This is a genomic window from Pseudomonas sp. S49 (assembly GCF_009866785.1).
GTDB lineage: Bacteria > Pseudomonadota > Gammaproteobacteria > Pseudomonadales > Pseudomonadaceae > Aquipseudomonas.
In genome coordinates, this window is sequence record NZ_CP019432.1 from 4,355,146 (window position 1) to 4,371,618 (window position 16,473).

Below are 16,473 nucleotides of genomic sequence, written 5' to 3' on the forward strand. Positions count from 1 at the left end.
CACGGTTTATCAGGTTGGCGCGAGGCCAAAGAACGCCTGAATCAGGCGCAATTCCCGTCGCCGTTCCATGCAGCCGATCATGTGCCGATTCACCAGCCCAGCCCCGACAATCGGAATCGCCACCACCCGCGGGTCATGACTAACCTCAACCGATGACACCACGCCAACGCCCAACTCAGCCGCGACGGCTTCGGTCACCGCCTCACGGCTATCGAGCTCCAGCAACACCCGTGGATGGATCGACGCCTGCGCGCACGCCTGATCAAACGTACGCCGGGTGATCGAACTCGGCTCGCGCAGCACCATGATCACCTGATCCAGTTCCTTGAGCTTCACTTCACCGACCCGCATCGCCCATGGGTGCCCCGCCGGCACCAGCGCGCAAATCCGCGATTCGCTCAACGCTTGCAAATGCAGGCCTTTGCGCGGTTCGACTTCGGTCAACACCGCCACATCGGCGTGTTCCGACAACAACGCCGCGAGGGTTTCCTGGGCATTGCCCAAGCGCAGATTCACCGTGATCCCCGGATACCGCGCGCGCAGGCTGGCGAGCATCGGCATGACCATGTGCGGCCCGTCCGCCGCCACTTCCAGCCGTCCGGTCAACAGCTGCCGGTTGGCCTCGAGCATCGTCTGCGCCTCTTCCGCGAGGCCAAACATCGCGCGGGTGATCGCCGCGAGTTTGGTGCCTTCCTCGGTCAGTTCCACCCGTCGCGCGGTGCGCCGCAGCAGGGTGATCTGATAGTGCTCTTCCAGCGCCTTGATGTGCCCGGTGACCGCCGGCTGACTAATAAACAAGCGCGCGGCGGCCCGGGTGAAACTGCCTTCACGGGCCACGGCGTCGAACGCGCGAAGCTGGAACAGGTTCATGAATAACTCTCGCTGATGGCTGGCATAACAACAAACAATTTGATTGATGCAACGGCGAATTGCAACGTATGCCCCGTAGCTTCATCCCACAGCGCAATCCGAGGACACACGAATGAGTATCGCCGAACCCATCCTGCTCACTCCCGGCCCGTTGACCACTTCGGCCCGCACCCGCCAGGCGATGATGGTCGACTGGGGGTCATGGGATGACCGTTTCAATCAACTGACCGCCAGCCTTTGCGAACAATTGCTGGCGATCCTCAACGGCGCCGCCACTCACCACTGCGTGCCATTGCAGGGCAGCGGCACCTTCGCCGTTGAAGCGGCGATCGGCACCTTGGTGCCACGTGACGGCAAAGTGCTGGTGCTGATCAACGGCGCCTACGGCAAGCGTCTGGCGAAGATCTGCGAAGTACTCGGCCGCTCGTTCAGCACCTTCGAAACCGCTGAAGACGAACCGACCACCGCCGCCGACGTCGACCGTCTGCTGCGCGCCGACAGCGACATCACTCACGTCGCGCTGATCCATTGCGAAACCAGCACCGGGATTCTCAATCCGCTGCCGGAGATTGCCCAGGTCGTCGCGCAACACGGTAAACGCCTGATTATCGATGCCATGAGTTCCTTTGGCGCACTGCCCGTGGATGCGCAACAAGTGCCGTTCGACGCGCTGATCGCCGCGTCCGGCAAATGCCTGGAAGGCGTACCGGGGATGGGTTTTGTCTTCGCACGTAAAGAGGCGCTGGCCGCTGCCGCTGGCAATTCGCATTCGCTGGCGATGGACCTGTACGACCAGCACGCCTACATGATGAAAACCGGCCAATGGCGCTTCACCCCGCCGACCCACGTGGTCGCGGCGCTGCACGAAGCGCTGCTGCAATACAACGAAGAAGGTGGCTTGCCGGCGCGGCATGCGCGTTATGACGCCAACTGTCAGGCGTTGATGGAGGAGATGGGCAAACTCGGTTTGCGCAGTTTCCTGCCGGCGGCGATTCAGGCGCCGATCATTGCCACGTTCCATGCGCCGCAAGATCCGCGTTATCAGTTCAAGGATTTCTACGAGCGGGTCAAGGCCAAGGGTTACATCCTCTATCCGGGCAAACTGACCCAGGTCGAAACCTTCCGCGTCGGTTGCATCGGCCATGTCAGCCCGGACGAAATGCGCCAGGCCGTGGCGGCGGTCGGCGAAGTGCTGCGCGAAATGGAAGTCCTCGAAATCTGAATTACCACGATCCCTGTGGGAGCGAGCCTGCTCGCGAAAGCGGTCGCACATACAACATAGATGTCGACTGACACCACGCCTTCGCGAGCAGGCTCGCTCCCACATTTTTGAATTGCATTTCAACTCAGGAATTTGATTGCCATGAACTACGAAAACCCAAACAAGCTGCAAGCCGCGATCCTCGACTGGGCCGGCACCGTGGTCGATTTCGGCTCGTTCGCGCCAACGCAAATCTTCGTCGAAGCCTTCGCCGAGTTCGACGTGCAGGTCTCCATCGAAGAAGCTCGTGGCCCAATGGGCATGGGCAAGTGGGATCACATCCGCACGCTCTGCGATCAGCCGCAAGTGGCCGAGCGTTATCGCAAGGCGTTCGGCCGCACGCCGACCGATGACGACGTCACCGCGATCTACAACCGCTTCATGCCGCTGCAGATCGAAAAGATCGCCGAACACTCGGCGCTGATTCCCGGCGCGCTGGAAACCATCGCCAACCTGCGCCAGCAAGGCATCAAGATCGGCTCCTGCTCCGGCTACCCGAAGCAAGTGATGGACAAGGTCGTCGAACTGGCCGCCAGCAACGGCTACGTCGCTGACCACGTGGTTGCCACTGACGAAGTACCGAACGGTCGCCCGTGGCCGGCTCAGGCGCTGGCCAACGTGATCGCGCTGGGCATCGACGATGTCGCGGCGTGCGTGAAGATCGACGATACCGTGCCGGGCATCCTTGAAGGCCGCCGCGCCGGGATGTGGACGGTTGCGCTGATTTGCTCGGGCAATGCGCTGGGCCTGGATTACGCCGGTTTCCGTGCTTTGGGCAGCGATGAGCTGGCCAGCGAACGCAAGCGTATTCACGCGCTGTTCGAAGGCTCGCGCCCGCACTACATGATCGACACCATCACCGATTTGCCAGAAGTGATTGCTGACATCAACAAGCGCCTGGCCAACGGCGAGATGCCGCAAAACGCTTGAGGCAGAAAACGAAAACACCGCTGATGCATGACAATCAGCGGTGTTTTTTTTGCGCTGTATAAACCCAGGACAACGTTCGGCAATTAATTACTCCGAAACAAGATTGCCCTCTGCATCGTACGCCAGGCCATCGGGATGTTTAATACTTCCATCCGGCATCTGTTCAGTTCCATCTTCCCAAACAATACGTCCATCCGGATATTCAACGGTATTATCCGGCCAGATGATTCGCCCGTCCGGATACTCTACCCGGCCATCTTCATATTGAATGATGCCATCGGGACGCTTGATTAAAGTTCTATCGGCGTCAATCACACTACCGTCAGGCAGTGTGGTCGAACTATCGACATTGACTGTCGCACCGAGTGTCTGGATTAGCGTTATCAATGCCACCGGATCGACGTTGACGTTAATGGTCGGCCATGGCATTGGCGGGCGCTTGGCCTCGGTCGGCGTGGCAGGACTGGTCGGACGCACTGGCTTGGTCGGTGCCACCGGTTTGGTCGGTGCCACCGGTTTGGTCGGTGCCACTGGCTTGGTCGGCGCAACTGGCTTGGTCGGTACCACCGGTTTGGTCGGCGCTACCGGTTTGGTCGGCGCAACTGGCTTGGTCGGTGGCACCGGTTTAGTCGGTGCTACCGGTTTGGTCGGCACAACCGGCCTGGTTGGAACTACTGGCTTTGGCACTGTAGTAGAAGGGCGAGGTTTCGAAATCGGTTTTTTCATATTAATACTCAACTTTAAAAATATATTTTTAATCTTTAACAACCCAATAAAGATTCGACCCGACAATAACCACTTAAAACAAACCACTCAAACCAAAAGTAAACACAAGATATAAACAACACAACGTCACACCTGCCAAAACCACATACAAAACTTAACTTCAAGTAACAAGCAAATCAAAACCGGGCATTGAATACTTTTCTTTCTTGCAAAAAACATCACGAGCTCCGGGCAAAAACATCCCGGCAGGTTTACAGTGAAACAAGTGCCGTGACGATGGCCTGATTGCACTCCGATCCCGAGGAATTTCTTATGCCGTGGACAAGCTCAGAATCGCGTTACAGCACCGTATCGGTCCTGTTGCACTGGCTGATGCTGGTGTTGTTGGTGCTGGTGTACGCCAGCATGGAGCTACGCGGCCTGTTCCCCAAAGGCAGCGGCGGGCGCACGCTGATCCGCGAAGTGCACTACATGCTTGGCCTGACCGTGTTCGTGCTGGTGTGGTTTCGCCTGCTCGCACGCAGCATTGGCCCGGCGCCGAAAATCTTTCCCGCGTCGCCGCAATGGCAGACCGTGCTGGCGCGGCTGATGCACTGGGCGTTGTACCTGTTCATGATCAGCATGCCGATTCTGGGTTGGCTGATTACCAGCGCCGAAGGGCATCAGGTGATGTTCTATGGTTTTGATCTGCCGCTGCTGGTCGCGGAGAACAAGGATTTCGCCAAACAGGTCGAGTACTGGCATGTGCTCATTGCCACGATTGGCTACTGGCTGATCGGGCTACATGCGCTGGCGGGGATCTATCACCATTATGTGGTGCGCGATAACACCCTGCTGCGGATGATGCCCAAGCGCGGTTGAATTTCAGGGGTTGCCGATAAAACCGCGCCGCCCCTGCAAACCACCGGTATGAATGAAGATCAGCCGCGTGCCAGCTGCGAATCTGCCCGCCTCGACTTGCTGCTTGAGCGCCAGCAATGCCTTGCCGGTGTACAGCGGCTCCAGAGGAACGCCGCTGGCCTGCTCGGTTAGTTCGATGAACTCATGCAACGCCGGATCAACCCTGGCGAAACCGCCACGGCTGGCGTCGATCAGTTCATAGCTCCCGTTGCCCTGCCCTGCGGTTTGCAGGATCGACTCGACTTGCGGCGCCACGCCGTGGTCGTCCGGCACAGCCAGCGCACCATAGACCGGGTGCGCCCCTGCTTCGGCGATCACCAATCCCGCCAATGTCGTGCCGGTGCCGCAGGCCAGCCACCAAGCGTGATAATCACTCCAGCCCAGTGTGTGCAATTGCGCCTGCGCCTGCTGTTTGATGGCCGCACAACCAAGCGCCCCCGTTAAGCCGCCACCGCCCTCGGGCACGGCATACAACTGCGGATACTGCGCGTGCCAAGGCGCCCAGAATCCCGGTTCATTGCGCGCGCGATAGCCGCCGTAACCCAACCAATGCAGTTGCATGCCGAAGGCTTGCAGATCCTGCACGGTCGGCGTTTCCTGCGCATGCCCGCGCAGCAGCCCCACGGTTTGGAAGCCCAGCCGTTTCCCCGCCGCCGCCAACGCGTGCAGATGATTGGAGTGAGCACCACCGAGACTGATGATGCCTTCGGCACCCGCGCGATCCGCGGCTTTGAAGTGCTCGACGAGTTTGAACCATTTGTTGCCGCTGATCAGCGGGTCGATCTGGTCGAGGCGCAGGATGGCGACTTCAATGCCGGCAGCGTTCAGCCAGTCCAGATGAAAGTGTTCGAGGGGGGCTTGGGGTAGCCAATCGGAGGGAGGCAAAAGCATAGGCGGCGATTCGATCTGGACAGAGCCGGCATTCTAGTCGCTCACAAGCCGCCATCGCGAGCAGGCTCACAAGGTTCGCAGTGTGCACAAATCCTGTGGGAGCGAGCCTGCTCGCGAAGGCGTCGTGTCAGTCGACATGTGTATTGGCTGACACTCCGCTTTCGCGAGCAGGCTCGCTCCCACAGGTTAAGCGGCGTTTTTTAGAGCTCCGCGGCCAGGCGCGAACCCTGGTTGATCGCACGCTTGGCATCCAGCTCCGCCGCAACATCGGCACCACCGATCAGGTGCACGTTCTGCCCCGCTTCAACCAAGCCATCGTGCAGTTCGCGCAACGGATCCTGCCCCGCGCAAATCACAATGTTGTCCACCGCCAGCACTTGCGGCTCGCCGGTTTCGCCAATACGAATGTGCAGGCCCTGGTCATCAATGCTCAGGTATTCGACGCTGTTGAGCATCTGCACCTGCTTGTTCTTCAGACCGGTACGGTGAATCCAGCCGGTGGTTTTGCCCAGACCATCTCCGACCTTGGTTTTCTTGCGCTGCAACAGGAACACTTCGCGGGCCGGCGCATGCGGTGCGGCTTTGATCCCGGCCACGCCACCACGAGCCTCCAGTTGCGTATCGATGCCCCACTCTTTCCAGAACGCGGCACGATCCTGACTGGTCGCTACGCCTTCGTGAACAAGGAACTCCGAGACGTCGAAACCGATGCCGCCGGCGCCGATCACCGCCACGCGTTTGCCAACCGGTTTGCGCTCGAGGATCACGTCCAGATAGCTCAGCACCTTGGCATTGTCGACACCCGGAATCGCTGGCAGACGCGGCGCAATGCCGGTGGCGAGGATGATTTCGTCGTAACCGCCTTCAACCAGTTTCGCCACATCGACGCGGGTGTTCAGGCATACCTCAACATGCGTGGTCTGCAACTTGCGTTTGAAGTAACGCAAGGTTTCGAAGAACTCTTCCTTGCCCGGCACGCGTTTGGCGATGTTGAACTGGCCGCCGATTTCGCTGGCCGAATCGAACAAGGTCACCTGATGGCCACGCTCAGCCGCCACGGTTGCGGCAGACAGACCCGCAGGGCCAGCGCCCACCACGGCAATCTTCTTGATCTGTTGCACCGGCAAGTAGTTGAGTTCGGTTTCGTGGCAGGCACGCGGGTTGACCAGGCAACTCGTGAGCTTGCCGCCAAAGGTGTGGTCGAGGCACGCCTGATTGCAGCCGATGCAGGTGTTTATTTCATCGGCGCGGCCTTCAGCAGCCTTGTTGACGAAATCCGGATCGGCGAGGAACGGCCGCGCCATCGAAACCATGTCGGCATCGCCTTCGGCGAGAATCTGCTCGGCGATTTCCGGGGTGTTGATGCGGTTGGTGGTGATCAACGGGATCTTCACCGAGCCACGCAACTTGGCCGTGACCTTGCTGAACGCCGCGCGCGGCACTTTGGTGGCGATGGTCGGAATCCGCGCTTCGTGCCAGCCGATACCGGTGTTGATGATGGTCGCGCCGGCCTGCTCGATGGCCTTGGCCAGGGTGACGATCTCGTCCCAGGTGCTGCCGCCCTCGACCAGATCGAGCATCGACAGACGGAAAATGATGATGAAGTTCGGGCCGACCGCTTCGCGAACGCGACGAACGATTTCCACCGGCAGGCGCATGCGGTTTTCGTAACTGCCACCCCAACGGTCGGTGCGGTGGTTGGTGTGCGCGGCGAGGAACTGGTTAATGAAATAACCTTCCGAACCCATGATCTCGACGCCGTCATATTCGGCGGTTTGCGCCAGCACCGAACAGGTGACGAAATCGCTGATCTGCTTCTCGATGCCTTCTTCGTCCAGCTCTTTCGGTTTGAACGGGTTGATCGGCGCCTGAATCGCACTCGGTGCGACCTGTTTCGGGCTGTAGGCATAACGCCCGGCGTGAAGGATTTGCATGCAGATCTTGCCGCCCGCCTCATGCACCGCGCGGGTGACGATGCGGTGCTTGAGCGCTTCTTCCTCGGTGGTCAGTTTGGCCGCACCGGAGTAAACCCCGCCCTCGTCGTTCGGGCCAATGCCGCCGGTGACCATCAGGCCGACACCGCCACGGGCACGCTCGGCGAAGTACGCCGCCATGCGTTCGAAGCCACCCGGTTTCTCTTCCAGGCCGGTGTGCATCGAGCCCATCAGGGTGCGGTTGCGCAGCGTGGTGAATCCCAGGTCCAGCGGGGCCAACAGGTGCGGGTAATGAGCGGCGGTCATCGGTAACTCCACAACGAGCGATCACGGAAAAAGTTGCGGGCGCTCTGCGGCCCCCGTCAGTCATGTGCCACAGACTAAGAGTCGCATCGCTGTCACTCAATGACCGTAACTGACAACTTATTGATCCAAATGCGCAGCGCCCCTTGGCAACCGGAGCCATGGGCCCTACCCTAGTCGCCACACCCTGTACCCGGTTGTTGTTGGTTTTCATGCGCAAACTTTTGTACCTGACGTTTTCCATGGCCCTGGTGGCTGTCCTTACTACCTATGCCATGTGGGCGGCGGACCGGCCGGCGGGGCATTACCTGTCGGACCTGCGCATAAAAGTGGCGGTTGATCAGGGCACGCCCGGCGACCGTGGCAATCTGCTGGGTATCCAGCCCGAACTGTTCCCCACTGACTATCAAAGCCCCGAACGCTTGCACCGCAAACTCGCGGCGTATTTGCAGCAGGCCCAAGACCAAGGCCTGCTGAACGATAAAACCGTGGTGGTGTTGCCAGAGAACGTCGGCACCTGGTTGCTGCTCAGTGGCGAGAAAGACGAGCTGTATCAGGCGCCGTCCCTCGCCGAGGCGATGAACTGGCTGGCGGCGAGCAATCCGTTGTTGTTCGCCCGCGCCTGGCTCAGCGCCAACGGCAGCGACCGCCTCAACGACGCGTACCTGCGCATGAAATCCAAGGCGATGGCCAAGGATTACCAAGCCCTCTTCGGCGGCCTGGCCAAGGAGTTTCACGTGACACTGGTGGCCGGTTCGATCGTGCTGCCGGAACCGAGCATCCGTGACGGCCGGCTGAAACCCGGCAGCGGCGCCTTGTTCAACAGCAGCGTGGTGTTCGGCCGCGACGGCGTGCCGCTTGGCCAGCCACAGCGGCAGATGCACCCGGTGTTCGATCAGCGTGAAGTGATCGAAGGCGCAGGCAAACACCAGATCAACGTGGTCGACACCCCGGCCGGACGCCTCGGCGTGCTGATTGGCAGCGACAGTTGGTACCCGGACAACTACCGCACACTCGACGAGCAAGGCGCGCAATTGGTCGCGGTGCCGGCGCAAGTATTCGGCCAGGGTGCGTGGAATCAACCCTGGCGCGGCTACAAAGGTTCAAGTACACCGGGATCGGTCAGTCTCAAGCCCGGTGAAGTCACCGAAGGACAGGCCTGGCATCGTCTGACGCTGACCGCACAACCGCCGAGCAGTCGGGCGATTGCCGGCATCAGCGTGTTCCTGCGCGGGCAGTTCTGGGACAAAGCCAGTGCCGGTCAGAGTTTCCTCAGCAGCAACGGCCAGCAGTTCGCCGATGGCGAGGCCCGTGGCGCGCGTTTGTTGAACATCTGGTTGTAAGCCATGAAGCCCCTGCCGATGCGCCTCGGGGATCTGTCGGTGGGCTTTGTGCACAGCCTTGCCGACGCGGTGCGCAGTCATGCAGCCGATCCGCAGCCGTTGCTGGAGCAATATGGCCTCGACGCCGCGCGGCTGGCCGAGGCCGGGGCGCGCTTGTCGATTCCGCGTTACATGCGCCTGGGCCACGCGGCGATTCAGTTGACCGGTGACTCGGCGCTGGGCTTGCGCATGGGTCAGCTCAGTCGCCTGAGCCAGGCCGGACTGGCCGGCGTTACCGCCGCACAGGCGCCAACCGTTCGCGAAGCCGCGCGCTGTCTGATCCGTTTCGAGGCGCTGTACGGTTCCAACTACCGTGGTCAGTCCAGTTTTCACGAAGATGCCAATGGCGCGTGGCTGCGTTTCTATTCGATCAGCCCGTACAACGCCTATAACCGTTTTGTCGTGGATTCGATCATCGCCGGATGGCTGCACCAGCTCTCCAGTGTCAGCCGCGAACCGCTACGCGCTGAACGCATCGACATCGAATTCGAAGCGCCGGATTATCGCGAGGCTTACAGCGTACTGGGGGATTGCCCGATCCAGTTCGGTGCCGAGCGCAATCAACTGCGCCTGAACCTCAACAGCCTCGCACTGCGAAACCCCGAGCATTGCCCGAGTACCTGGCGGCATCTGCTGCAGTTGTGTGAGCGGGAACTGGAGCAATTGACCCGAACCCGCAGCCTGCGTGAACGCATCACTCAGCTACTGGGGCCGTTGCTCAATGGTGGCCGGGAACCCGACCTGGAAGAAGTGGCGGCACGTCTGAAGCTGCCGACCTGGACGTTGCGGCGCAAACTGGCCGAGGAGGGCACACAGTTTCGCGCGATCCTCAACGACACGCGCCGGGATCTGGCCATGACGTATATCCGCGACACTGAACTGGCCTTCGGCGAAATCGCCTACTTGCTGGGTTTTGCTTCAGCCGAAGCGTTCCAGCGAGCCTTCAAACGCTGGAGCGGCCAGACGCCCGGCGAATTCCGCCGCAGCCATCGCAAAACGGCTTAAAAGCAGCTACAAGCTTCAAGCTGCAAGTCAAAGCTCGGTGGCGTCTTCAGCGGGTTCCAGAGGATCCAGTTCAAAGGCCTGGTATTCGAGCAGCTCTTCTTGATATTCATCCATCGTGTAATCCCCCTGCTGCTCTCTTGAATGGGCCTGGGCAAATGCCCAGTGCCTCGAGCTTAACGTGCTCGTGTGAAGGAAAAGTGAAACCCGGCCTTCATGAATAAAACGTAGCAGACGGTCAGGAATTTATCGCGGGACTTTTGTCCGGGGAATGTAACGAAATTTAAGGCGACCCAAAAACCACTGTGGGAGCGAGCCTGCTCGCGAAGGCGTCGGACCCTTCAGCACACAGGTGACTGAAAGTCCGTCTTCGCGAGCAGGCTCGCTCCCACGGGGATTTGGGTTCAGGCTGGTTATTGGCCGGACGCAGGCATCGCCGGAATCGGCTCGGATGGCGGCGGGATGTCCGGGTTGGCCGGTGGCGTGATGGTTTCGGTGGCCGGTGCCGGCTCAGCGCCTGGTGCCGGAGTGATCGGCGCCGCCTCTGCGGGTGGTGCGACCGGTTCCGACGTCACTGGAGCGACCTCAGCAGGCGCCGGAGCCGGCTCGGCAGCAGGTGCAGGCGTTGCGGCGGGCGCAGGTGCTGGCGTCGGTGTTGGCGCCAGCGCTGCCGGAGCAGCCTTCACCTCAGGGACACCCAGATCAGCCTTCGGCTTCTCTTCGATATGCGCCGCTTTCTTCGCATCCGCCGGCAGGAACAATTCCACCAACGTGAAGAAGCGCTCATAGAACTTCTGCGACGTCACCGTCTCGCTGGCAACCTTGACCATCGAATCGTCGGACGAGCCGATCGGCATCGACACCGAGCCCAGCACACCCACGCCGAGACTGGCCGAGTTGTTGGTCTTCTTCAGTGCGTAACGATCCTGCAAAGCGTTGGCGAACATCGTCGCATGGTGCCCGGCGCTGCCGTCATCGGCGCAGACCACGTTGAAGCTGATCTCCATGTGGGTGTCGCCGGTTTGCTGAAAACTCTTGTGGCCGCTGACCAGTTTCGGGTCGCTGCTGGTAATGATGTAGCCCTGGCTGAGCAACGCACGACGGGCCGCTTCGCAACTGACCGAGTCGGTCACCGGGTAATTGCGCGAAAACGTACCGGAGTCATCGAAGTTCTCATGCTCATACATCGGCTTGTCTTTCGAACAGCCGGCTACAGCGGTCAACAACAGCGCCAACCCGACTACACGCATGGGAGTGGAAATCAACATTGAACATCCTGAGAGAAAACAGTCCGGGGCGTATTGTGCAACAGATCGCTGCCGCGCTGCGCATGGATTAGTGTCTTAAAGCAGTTACAACTCTATCGACCCTCGGTTGCGGGAAAAAGTCGCAACGCCAGATGATCGATAAACACGCGCAACTTCGCCGTGGCGTGGCGACTCGATGGCCATAGCACCCAGAACTGCCCGGTGTGCTCCAGATGCGCGTCGAGCACCCGATGCAAGCGGCCTTGCGCCTCGGCCTCACGCGTCATGAAATCAGGCAGACAGGCAATGCCCATGCCGGCCAGCGCCGCATGACTCACCGCTTCGATCGACGTGCTGACCAAGCGGGTCGGCAACGTCGGCTCAACGGCGCCCTCCTCGCGGATCAATGGCCAGGTTTCCAGTTTGCCGGTGGCATGAAACGTATGCCGAAGGCACGCGTGAGCCGCCAGATCGGCGGGCGTCTGCGGCACACCGCGTTGCGCCAGATACGCCGGGCTGGCCACCAGCACCATGTGAAACTCGCCCAACGGTCGCGCCATCAGTCGTGAATCCCGCGGTTTGCCGGTGCGGATCACGGCGTCGAAACCTTCTTCAACCACATCGACCATGCGATCGGTCAAATCCAGATCCAGCTCGATCTGCGGGTACAAGGCCAGAAACTCAGTCATGACCGGCATCACCAAACCATGCACCTGCGGCAGGCTGATGCGCAATTTGCCGTGGGGTTTGGCAGCGGCATCGCACAGTTCGAACTCCGCCGCCTCGACTTCCGCGAGGATCTTGCGACAGCGTTCGAGAAAAAGCGCCCCTTCACTGGTCAGCCTGACACTGCGCGTGGTGCGCTGAAACAAACGCACGCCCAGTCGCGCTTCCAGCCGCGCAATGCTTTTGCCCACCGCCGACGATGACACCCCTTGCAGCCGGCCGGCCTCAGTGAAACTGCGCGTCTCGGCGACCTGAACAAACACCGAAATACTGCCCAGGCTATCCATACCACCCTCCCATTGCTGACATCCGTGTCCGATATGTTCGGAACCTTAACCCGTTTTTCGCCGATGTGCAGCGCCCTACCCTGTGCTCCTCGTCAACACTGCACAAGGATGCCGGCTCATGAACGATGCCCAACTCGGTTGCCCCGCACTTGAACAACCCGCAGATCGCCGTGAGCGATTACCCCTCGCCGCGCTCCTCGCACTGGCCACCGCCGGATTCATTACGGTCATGACCGAAGCCATGCCCGCCGGCCTGTTACCACAGATGAGCAGCGGACTGAATGTTTCCCAGGCGCTGATCGGGCAATTGGTCACGCTGTACGCGATCGGCTCGATCCTGGCAGCGATACCGCTGACGATCGCCACCCGCGGCTGGCGAAGAAAACCTCTGCTGCTGGCCGCCATCGCAGGCTTTGCCATCGCTAACAGCATCACAACCCTGTCGGAATGGTACTGGCTGACGCTGATTGCACGGCTTATTGCCGGCGTATTTGCCGGATTGCTGTGGGCGCTGCTGGCGGGTTACGCGAGCCGCATGGTCGCCCCGCACTTGCAAGGCCGCGCCATAACGGTAGCGATGCTCGGCGCGCCACTGGCGCTGTCGCTGGGAATACCCGCAGGCACCCTGCTCGGCACCTTGGTCGGCTGGCGCCTGAGCTTCGCTATCATGAGCGGACTGACCGTTGTGCTGGTGATCTGGGTGCACTGGCAAGTACCGGACTTCGCCGGCGAACGCGCGGGAAGCCGCCTGCCACTGCGTCAGGTATTTACCCTGCCCGGCGTGCGACCCGTCCTGTTTGTCACGCTCACCTACGTCGTTGCGCACAACCTGCTGTACACCTACATCGCCCCCTTCCTGCAACCGTCCGGGCTGGACGCCAATGTCGACCGCGTATTGCTGGTATTCGGCCTCGCCTCGGTGCTGAGCCTATGGATCGTCGGCAGCCTGATTGACCGCTGGCTGCGCGAACTGGTGTTGACCAGTGCCGGGTTGTTCATGCTGTCCGCGATAGCGCTGGGCCTGTGGCGCGAATCGCCGAGCGCGGTGTACATCGCCACTGCTGTTTGGGGACTGGCGTTTGGGGCAATGCCATCGCTGCTGCAAACCGCCTCGGCGAAAACCGCAAAGGAGGCTGCCGATACGGCGCAATCGATGTTGGTTACGCTGTGGAATGTCGGGATTGCGGGGGGTGGTTTGGTCGGAGGCTTGTTGCTGGGGAACCTTGGGGTGGGGGCATTCCCGTGGATTGTTGCAGGATTGCTGGTACTGACCCTGTCAGTAGCGATCAAAGCTCGGAGCCACGGTTTTCCAACAGCCGAATGAGACCGAATGAGTTGTTGGATTGAGGCCAGACAGGTGAAAACCCGTCGATTGACAGGCAGCCATCGCGAGCAGGCTCACTCCCACAATTGGATTGAGTACATCTGACAGAAGATTGGCCGGCTGGAAGGCCGTCTTCGCGAGCAGGCTCACTCCTACAATGGAACTGAGTACATCAGACAGAAAACTGGTCGGCTGGAAGGCCGTCTTCGCGAGCAGGCTTGCTCCCACAATTGGATTGAGTACAGCAGACAGAAAATTGGCCGGCTGTCAGGCCGCCATCGCGAGCCGGCTCGCTCCCACAGGTTTAATTCGTGTGCGGCCCACGCGGCAAAGCCGCCCCACTCAACAGGATGAGCGTTAGCTCGGCTGCAGCTCTTGATCTTGATCTGAAGGCCCGTCGGCAGGCTGAGTGGAGGGATTGATCCGGGGTGGGAGCGCAGCGACCGTTCGACGAAGTCGAACACATCGAGAGGAGGTGCAGCGAAGCAAACCGTAGGCGATGCCCCCGGATCGATCCCGGAGCGAAGGAACCCCGAGCCCCAGCGAGCGGGCCGAACGTCAGGGCACAGACCTTTGGTTACTTTGGGGCGTTTGCCAAAGTGACCCGCCGTAAGGGCGGAACCGCCAGCGGCAACACCCACAGCAACGGATATCCCCCCAAAACCCCAAGAACATGGTCGGCCCAAAGGCCGCCACTACGCAACGCCCAAAAAAAAGCCCCGACCTACACAGGCCGGGGCTTCCACATTACAACTCAATCAACCATCAAAACCGCTTGATCTCAGCCTGAGCTTCCAACTGCTTGCGATACGCCGCAAAGTCCTGCTGCCCCTCACGCGAAGCAAGGAAGCGACGGTACTGAACCTTCTCTTCATCCGTCGGCGCAGCCGCTTCGTTAACGCCGTTCAGACGCACGATCATCAAACTACCATCCGGCAGGGTCACGCTGGTGAACGTCGGCTTGTCCTTGGCAGCCGGCTTCGGCATACGGAACAACGCTTGCAGCACCGCCGGATCAACACCTTCCTGACCACGAGTGGCCGCTTCGGTAGCTTTCCAGCTCTGCCCGTCAACCGCCTTGTCCAGAGGAGCCTTGCCGTCACGCAGATCAGCAATCAGCTTCTCGGCCTTGGTCTTGGCGGCAGCACTGGCATGCTCTTTGGTCAACTGAGTGCGGATCGCCGCATTCACGCTTTCCAATGGCAGTTGCGCAGGCTTCAGGTGCTCCTTGGAACGCAGCACGATCACGGTTTCCGGATCCAGCTCGATGGCGGTGCTGTTGGCACCTTCGTCGATCACTTCGGTGCTGAATGCCGCGGTGACCACAGCACGGTTGGCTGCAACACCTTCGCCACCTTCACGGCCGAACGGCTTGGAGGTGTGCACGGTCAGCTTCAGATCCGCCGCTGGCTGAGCCAGGTCAGACGCTTCAAACGCCGAGTCTTCCAGTTGCTTGGTCGCCTCGACAAAACGCTGCTCGACCTGCGCGGCTTTCAGCTCGCGGGTCAGCTTGTCTTTCAGGCTGGCCAGGGTTGGCACTTCCGGCGCTTCCACACCCAACAGCTTGATCAGGTGGTAACCGAAGTCGGTACGAATCGGCTCGGACACCTGGTCTTTCGACAGCGAGTACAGGGCTTTTTCGAACGCTGGATCATAAACGCCAGGACCTGCGTAACCGAGGTCACCGCCATTGTTGGCCGAACCCGGATCCTGCGAGAACTCTTTAGCCAGCGCTTCGAACTTCTCGCCCTTGGCCAGACGCGCCTGGACGTCGTCAATCTTCGCCTTGGCCTGAGCTTCAGTGGTCTTGTCGTTCACTTCGATCAGAATGTGCGCGGCACGACGCTGTTCCGACAGGTTGGCAATCTCTTTCTGATACGCCGCCTGCAGGTCTTCGTCCTTGACCGCGACCTGATCGAAGAACGAAGACTTCTTCAGTTCCACGTAATCGATGATCACTTGATCCGGAGTCATGAACTCCTTGGCGTGCTCGTCGTAGTAGGCCTTGACCTCGTCGTCGGTCAGCTTGACCGCAGCCGGGTCAGCCTTGACGTTCAGGGTGGCGAAATCGCGGGTCTGTTTTTCCAGACGGGCAAATGCCAGCACTTCGGCGTCGGTGACGAAACCGCTGCCCGCCACACCGGCGCGCAGTTGGCCGATCAGCATTTCCTGAGCCAGCATCTGGCGGAATTGCATACGGCTGTAACCCAGTTGACGGATTACCTGGTCGAAACGCTCGGAGCTGAACTTGCCGTCCACCTGAAACTCAGGGGTCTGCAGGATCACTTGATCCAGTGCGCCTTCGGAGAACGCGAACTTCGCCTGTTCGGCACCTTGCAGCAGCAACTTGCGATCGATCAGACCTTTGAGGGCCGATTCGCGCAGCATTTTTTCGTCGAGCAAAGAAGCATCGAAGTCTTTGCCCAGCTGTTGCATCAACTGACGGCGTTGCATATCAACGGCCTGGCTCAGCTCGTTTTGGCTGATTTCTTCACCGTTGACCTTGGCCGCCTCATTCTTGTGAGTCGTGGCCTGGAAAATGGCGTCGAAACCGGTCAGAGCCATCAGTGCAACGATGACCCCGATAATGGTCTTGGCAATCCAGCCTTGTGAATTGTCCCTGATATTCTGCAGCATGCGTCCCCCAGAAACGGTTGAACTTCAAAATTAGGCAACCGTGGAGCGTGGGT

Annotated in this window: 13 protein-coding genes; 6 read left to right on the top strand and 7 right to left on the bottom strand. The window is 60.2% G+C overall.

Annotated features, from left to right (window positions below):
* Positions 1-9: 9 nt before the first annotated feature.
* Positions 10-870, bottom strand: a complete 861-nt coding sequence (locus PspS49_RS19105) for a LysR substrate-binding domain-containing protein (protein ID WP_160041021.1) — start codon at positions 868-870, stop codon at positions 10-12.
* Positions 871-982: 112 nt separating this feature from the next.
* Between PspS49_RS19105 and PspS49_RS19110 the strand changes: the two genes are divergently transcribed.
* Both PspS49_RS19110 and phnX read left to right on the top strand, forming a co-directional pair.
* Positions 983-2,092: a 2-aminoethylphosphonate--pyruvate transaminase gene (locus tag PspS49_RS19110; protein ID WP_127929001.1), complete on the top strand. Its 1,110-nt coding sequence runs from the start codon at positions 983-985 to the stop codon at positions 2,090-2,092.
* 141 nt (positions 2,093-2,233) lie between these two features.
* Positions 2,234-3,061, top strand: a complete 828-nt coding sequence (gene phnX, locus PspS49_RS19115; protein WP_127929002.1) for a phosphonoacetaldehyde hydrolase — start codon at positions 2,234-2,236, stop codon at positions 3,059-3,061.
* 87 nt (positions 3,062-3,148) lie between these two features.
* On the opposite strand, the gene PspS49_RS29875 is transcribed toward phnX, so the two are convergent.
* Positions 3,149-3,715, bottom strand: coding sequence for a hypothetical protein (locus tag PspS49_RS29875; protein WP_238786294.1), 567 nt, complete (start codon positions 3,713-3,715; stop codon positions 3,149-3,151).
* 384 nt (positions 3,716-4,099) lie between these two features.
* On the opposite strand from PspS49_RS29875, the gene PspS49_RS19125 reads away from it, so the two are divergent.
* On the top strand, positions 4,100-4,648 hold the full coding sequence (locus tag PspS49_RS19125; protein ID WP_007917296.1) for a cytochrome b: 549 nt from the start codon (positions 4,100-4,102) through the stop codon (positions 4,646-4,648).
* 3 nt (positions 4,649-4,651) lie between these two features.
* Here PspS49_RS19125 and PspS49_RS19130 read toward each other — a convergent pair whose 3' ends face one another.
* Together PspS49_RS19130 and PspS49_RS19135 are read right to left on the bottom strand one after the other, a co-directional pair.
* A complete protein-coding gene (locus tag PspS49_RS19130; protein ID WP_160041025.1) occupies positions 4,652-5,578 on the bottom strand; it encodes a pyridoxal-phosphate dependent enzyme in 927 nt (308 codons plus the stop codon).
* 200 nt (positions 5,579-5,778) lie between these two features.
* The gene (locus tag PspS49_RS19135) at positions 5,779-7,818 is read right to left on the bottom strand and encodes an NADPH-dependent 2,4-dienoyl-CoA reductase (protein ID WP_127929004.1); all 2,040 of its coding nucleotides are present in this window, start codon (positions 7,816-7,818) and stop codon (positions 5,779-5,781) included.
* 209 nt (positions 7,819-8,027) lie between these two features.
* Between PspS49_RS19135 and PspS49_RS19140 the strand changes: the two genes are divergently transcribed.
* Positions 8,028-9,158 carry a carbon-nitrogen hydrolase family protein gene (locus tag PspS49_RS19140; protein ID WP_150775900.1) on the top strand — a complete coding sequence of 377 codons (1,131 nt, stop codon included), beginning with the start codon at positions 8,028-8,030 and terminating at the stop codon, positions 9,156-9,158.
* A 3-nt stretch (positions 9,159-9,161) separates the two neighbouring features.
* Positions 9,162-10,202 carry an AraC family transcriptional regulator gene (locus tag PspS49_RS19145; protein WP_160041027.1) on the top strand — a complete coding sequence of 347 codons (1,041 nt, stop codon included), beginning with the start codon at positions 9,162-9,164 and terminating at the stop codon, positions 10,200-10,202.
* A 410-nt stretch (positions 10,203-10,612) separates the two neighbouring features.
* Here the strand turns inward: PspS49_RS19145 and PspS49_RS19150 are convergent, their stop codons facing one another.
* Positions 10,613-11,467, bottom strand: coding sequence for a DUF2242 domain-containing protein (locus PspS49_RS19150; RefSeq protein WP_160041029.1), 855 nt, complete (start codon positions 11,465-11,467; stop codon positions 10,613-10,615).
* Positions 11,468-11,559: 92 nt separating this feature from the next.
* A complete protein-coding gene (locus PspS49_RS19155; RefSeq protein ID WP_160041031.1) occupies positions 11,560-12,459 on the bottom strand; it encodes a LysR family transcriptional regulator in 900 nt (299 codons plus the stop codon).
* A gap of 118 nt (positions 12,460-12,577) precedes the next feature.
* Here PspS49_RS19155 and PspS49_RS19160 point away from each other — a divergent pair, with 118 nt between their 5' ends.
* Positions 12,578-13,783 carry an MFS transporter gene (locus tag PspS49_RS19160; RefSeq protein WP_160041033.1) on the top strand — a complete coding sequence of 402 codons (1,206 nt, stop codon included), beginning with the start codon at positions 12,578-12,580 and terminating at the stop codon, positions 13,781-13,783.
* Positions 13,784-14,548: 765 nt separating this feature from the next.
* Here PspS49_RS19160 and PspS49_RS19165 read toward each other — a convergent pair.
* The gene (locus PspS49_RS19165) at positions 14,549-16,420 is read right to left on the bottom strand and encodes a SurA N-terminal domain-containing protein (protein WP_127929011.1); all 1,872 of its coding nucleotides are present in this window, start codon (positions 16,418-16,420) and stop codon (positions 14,549-14,551) included.
* Positions 16,421-16,473 lie beyond the last annotated feature (53 nt).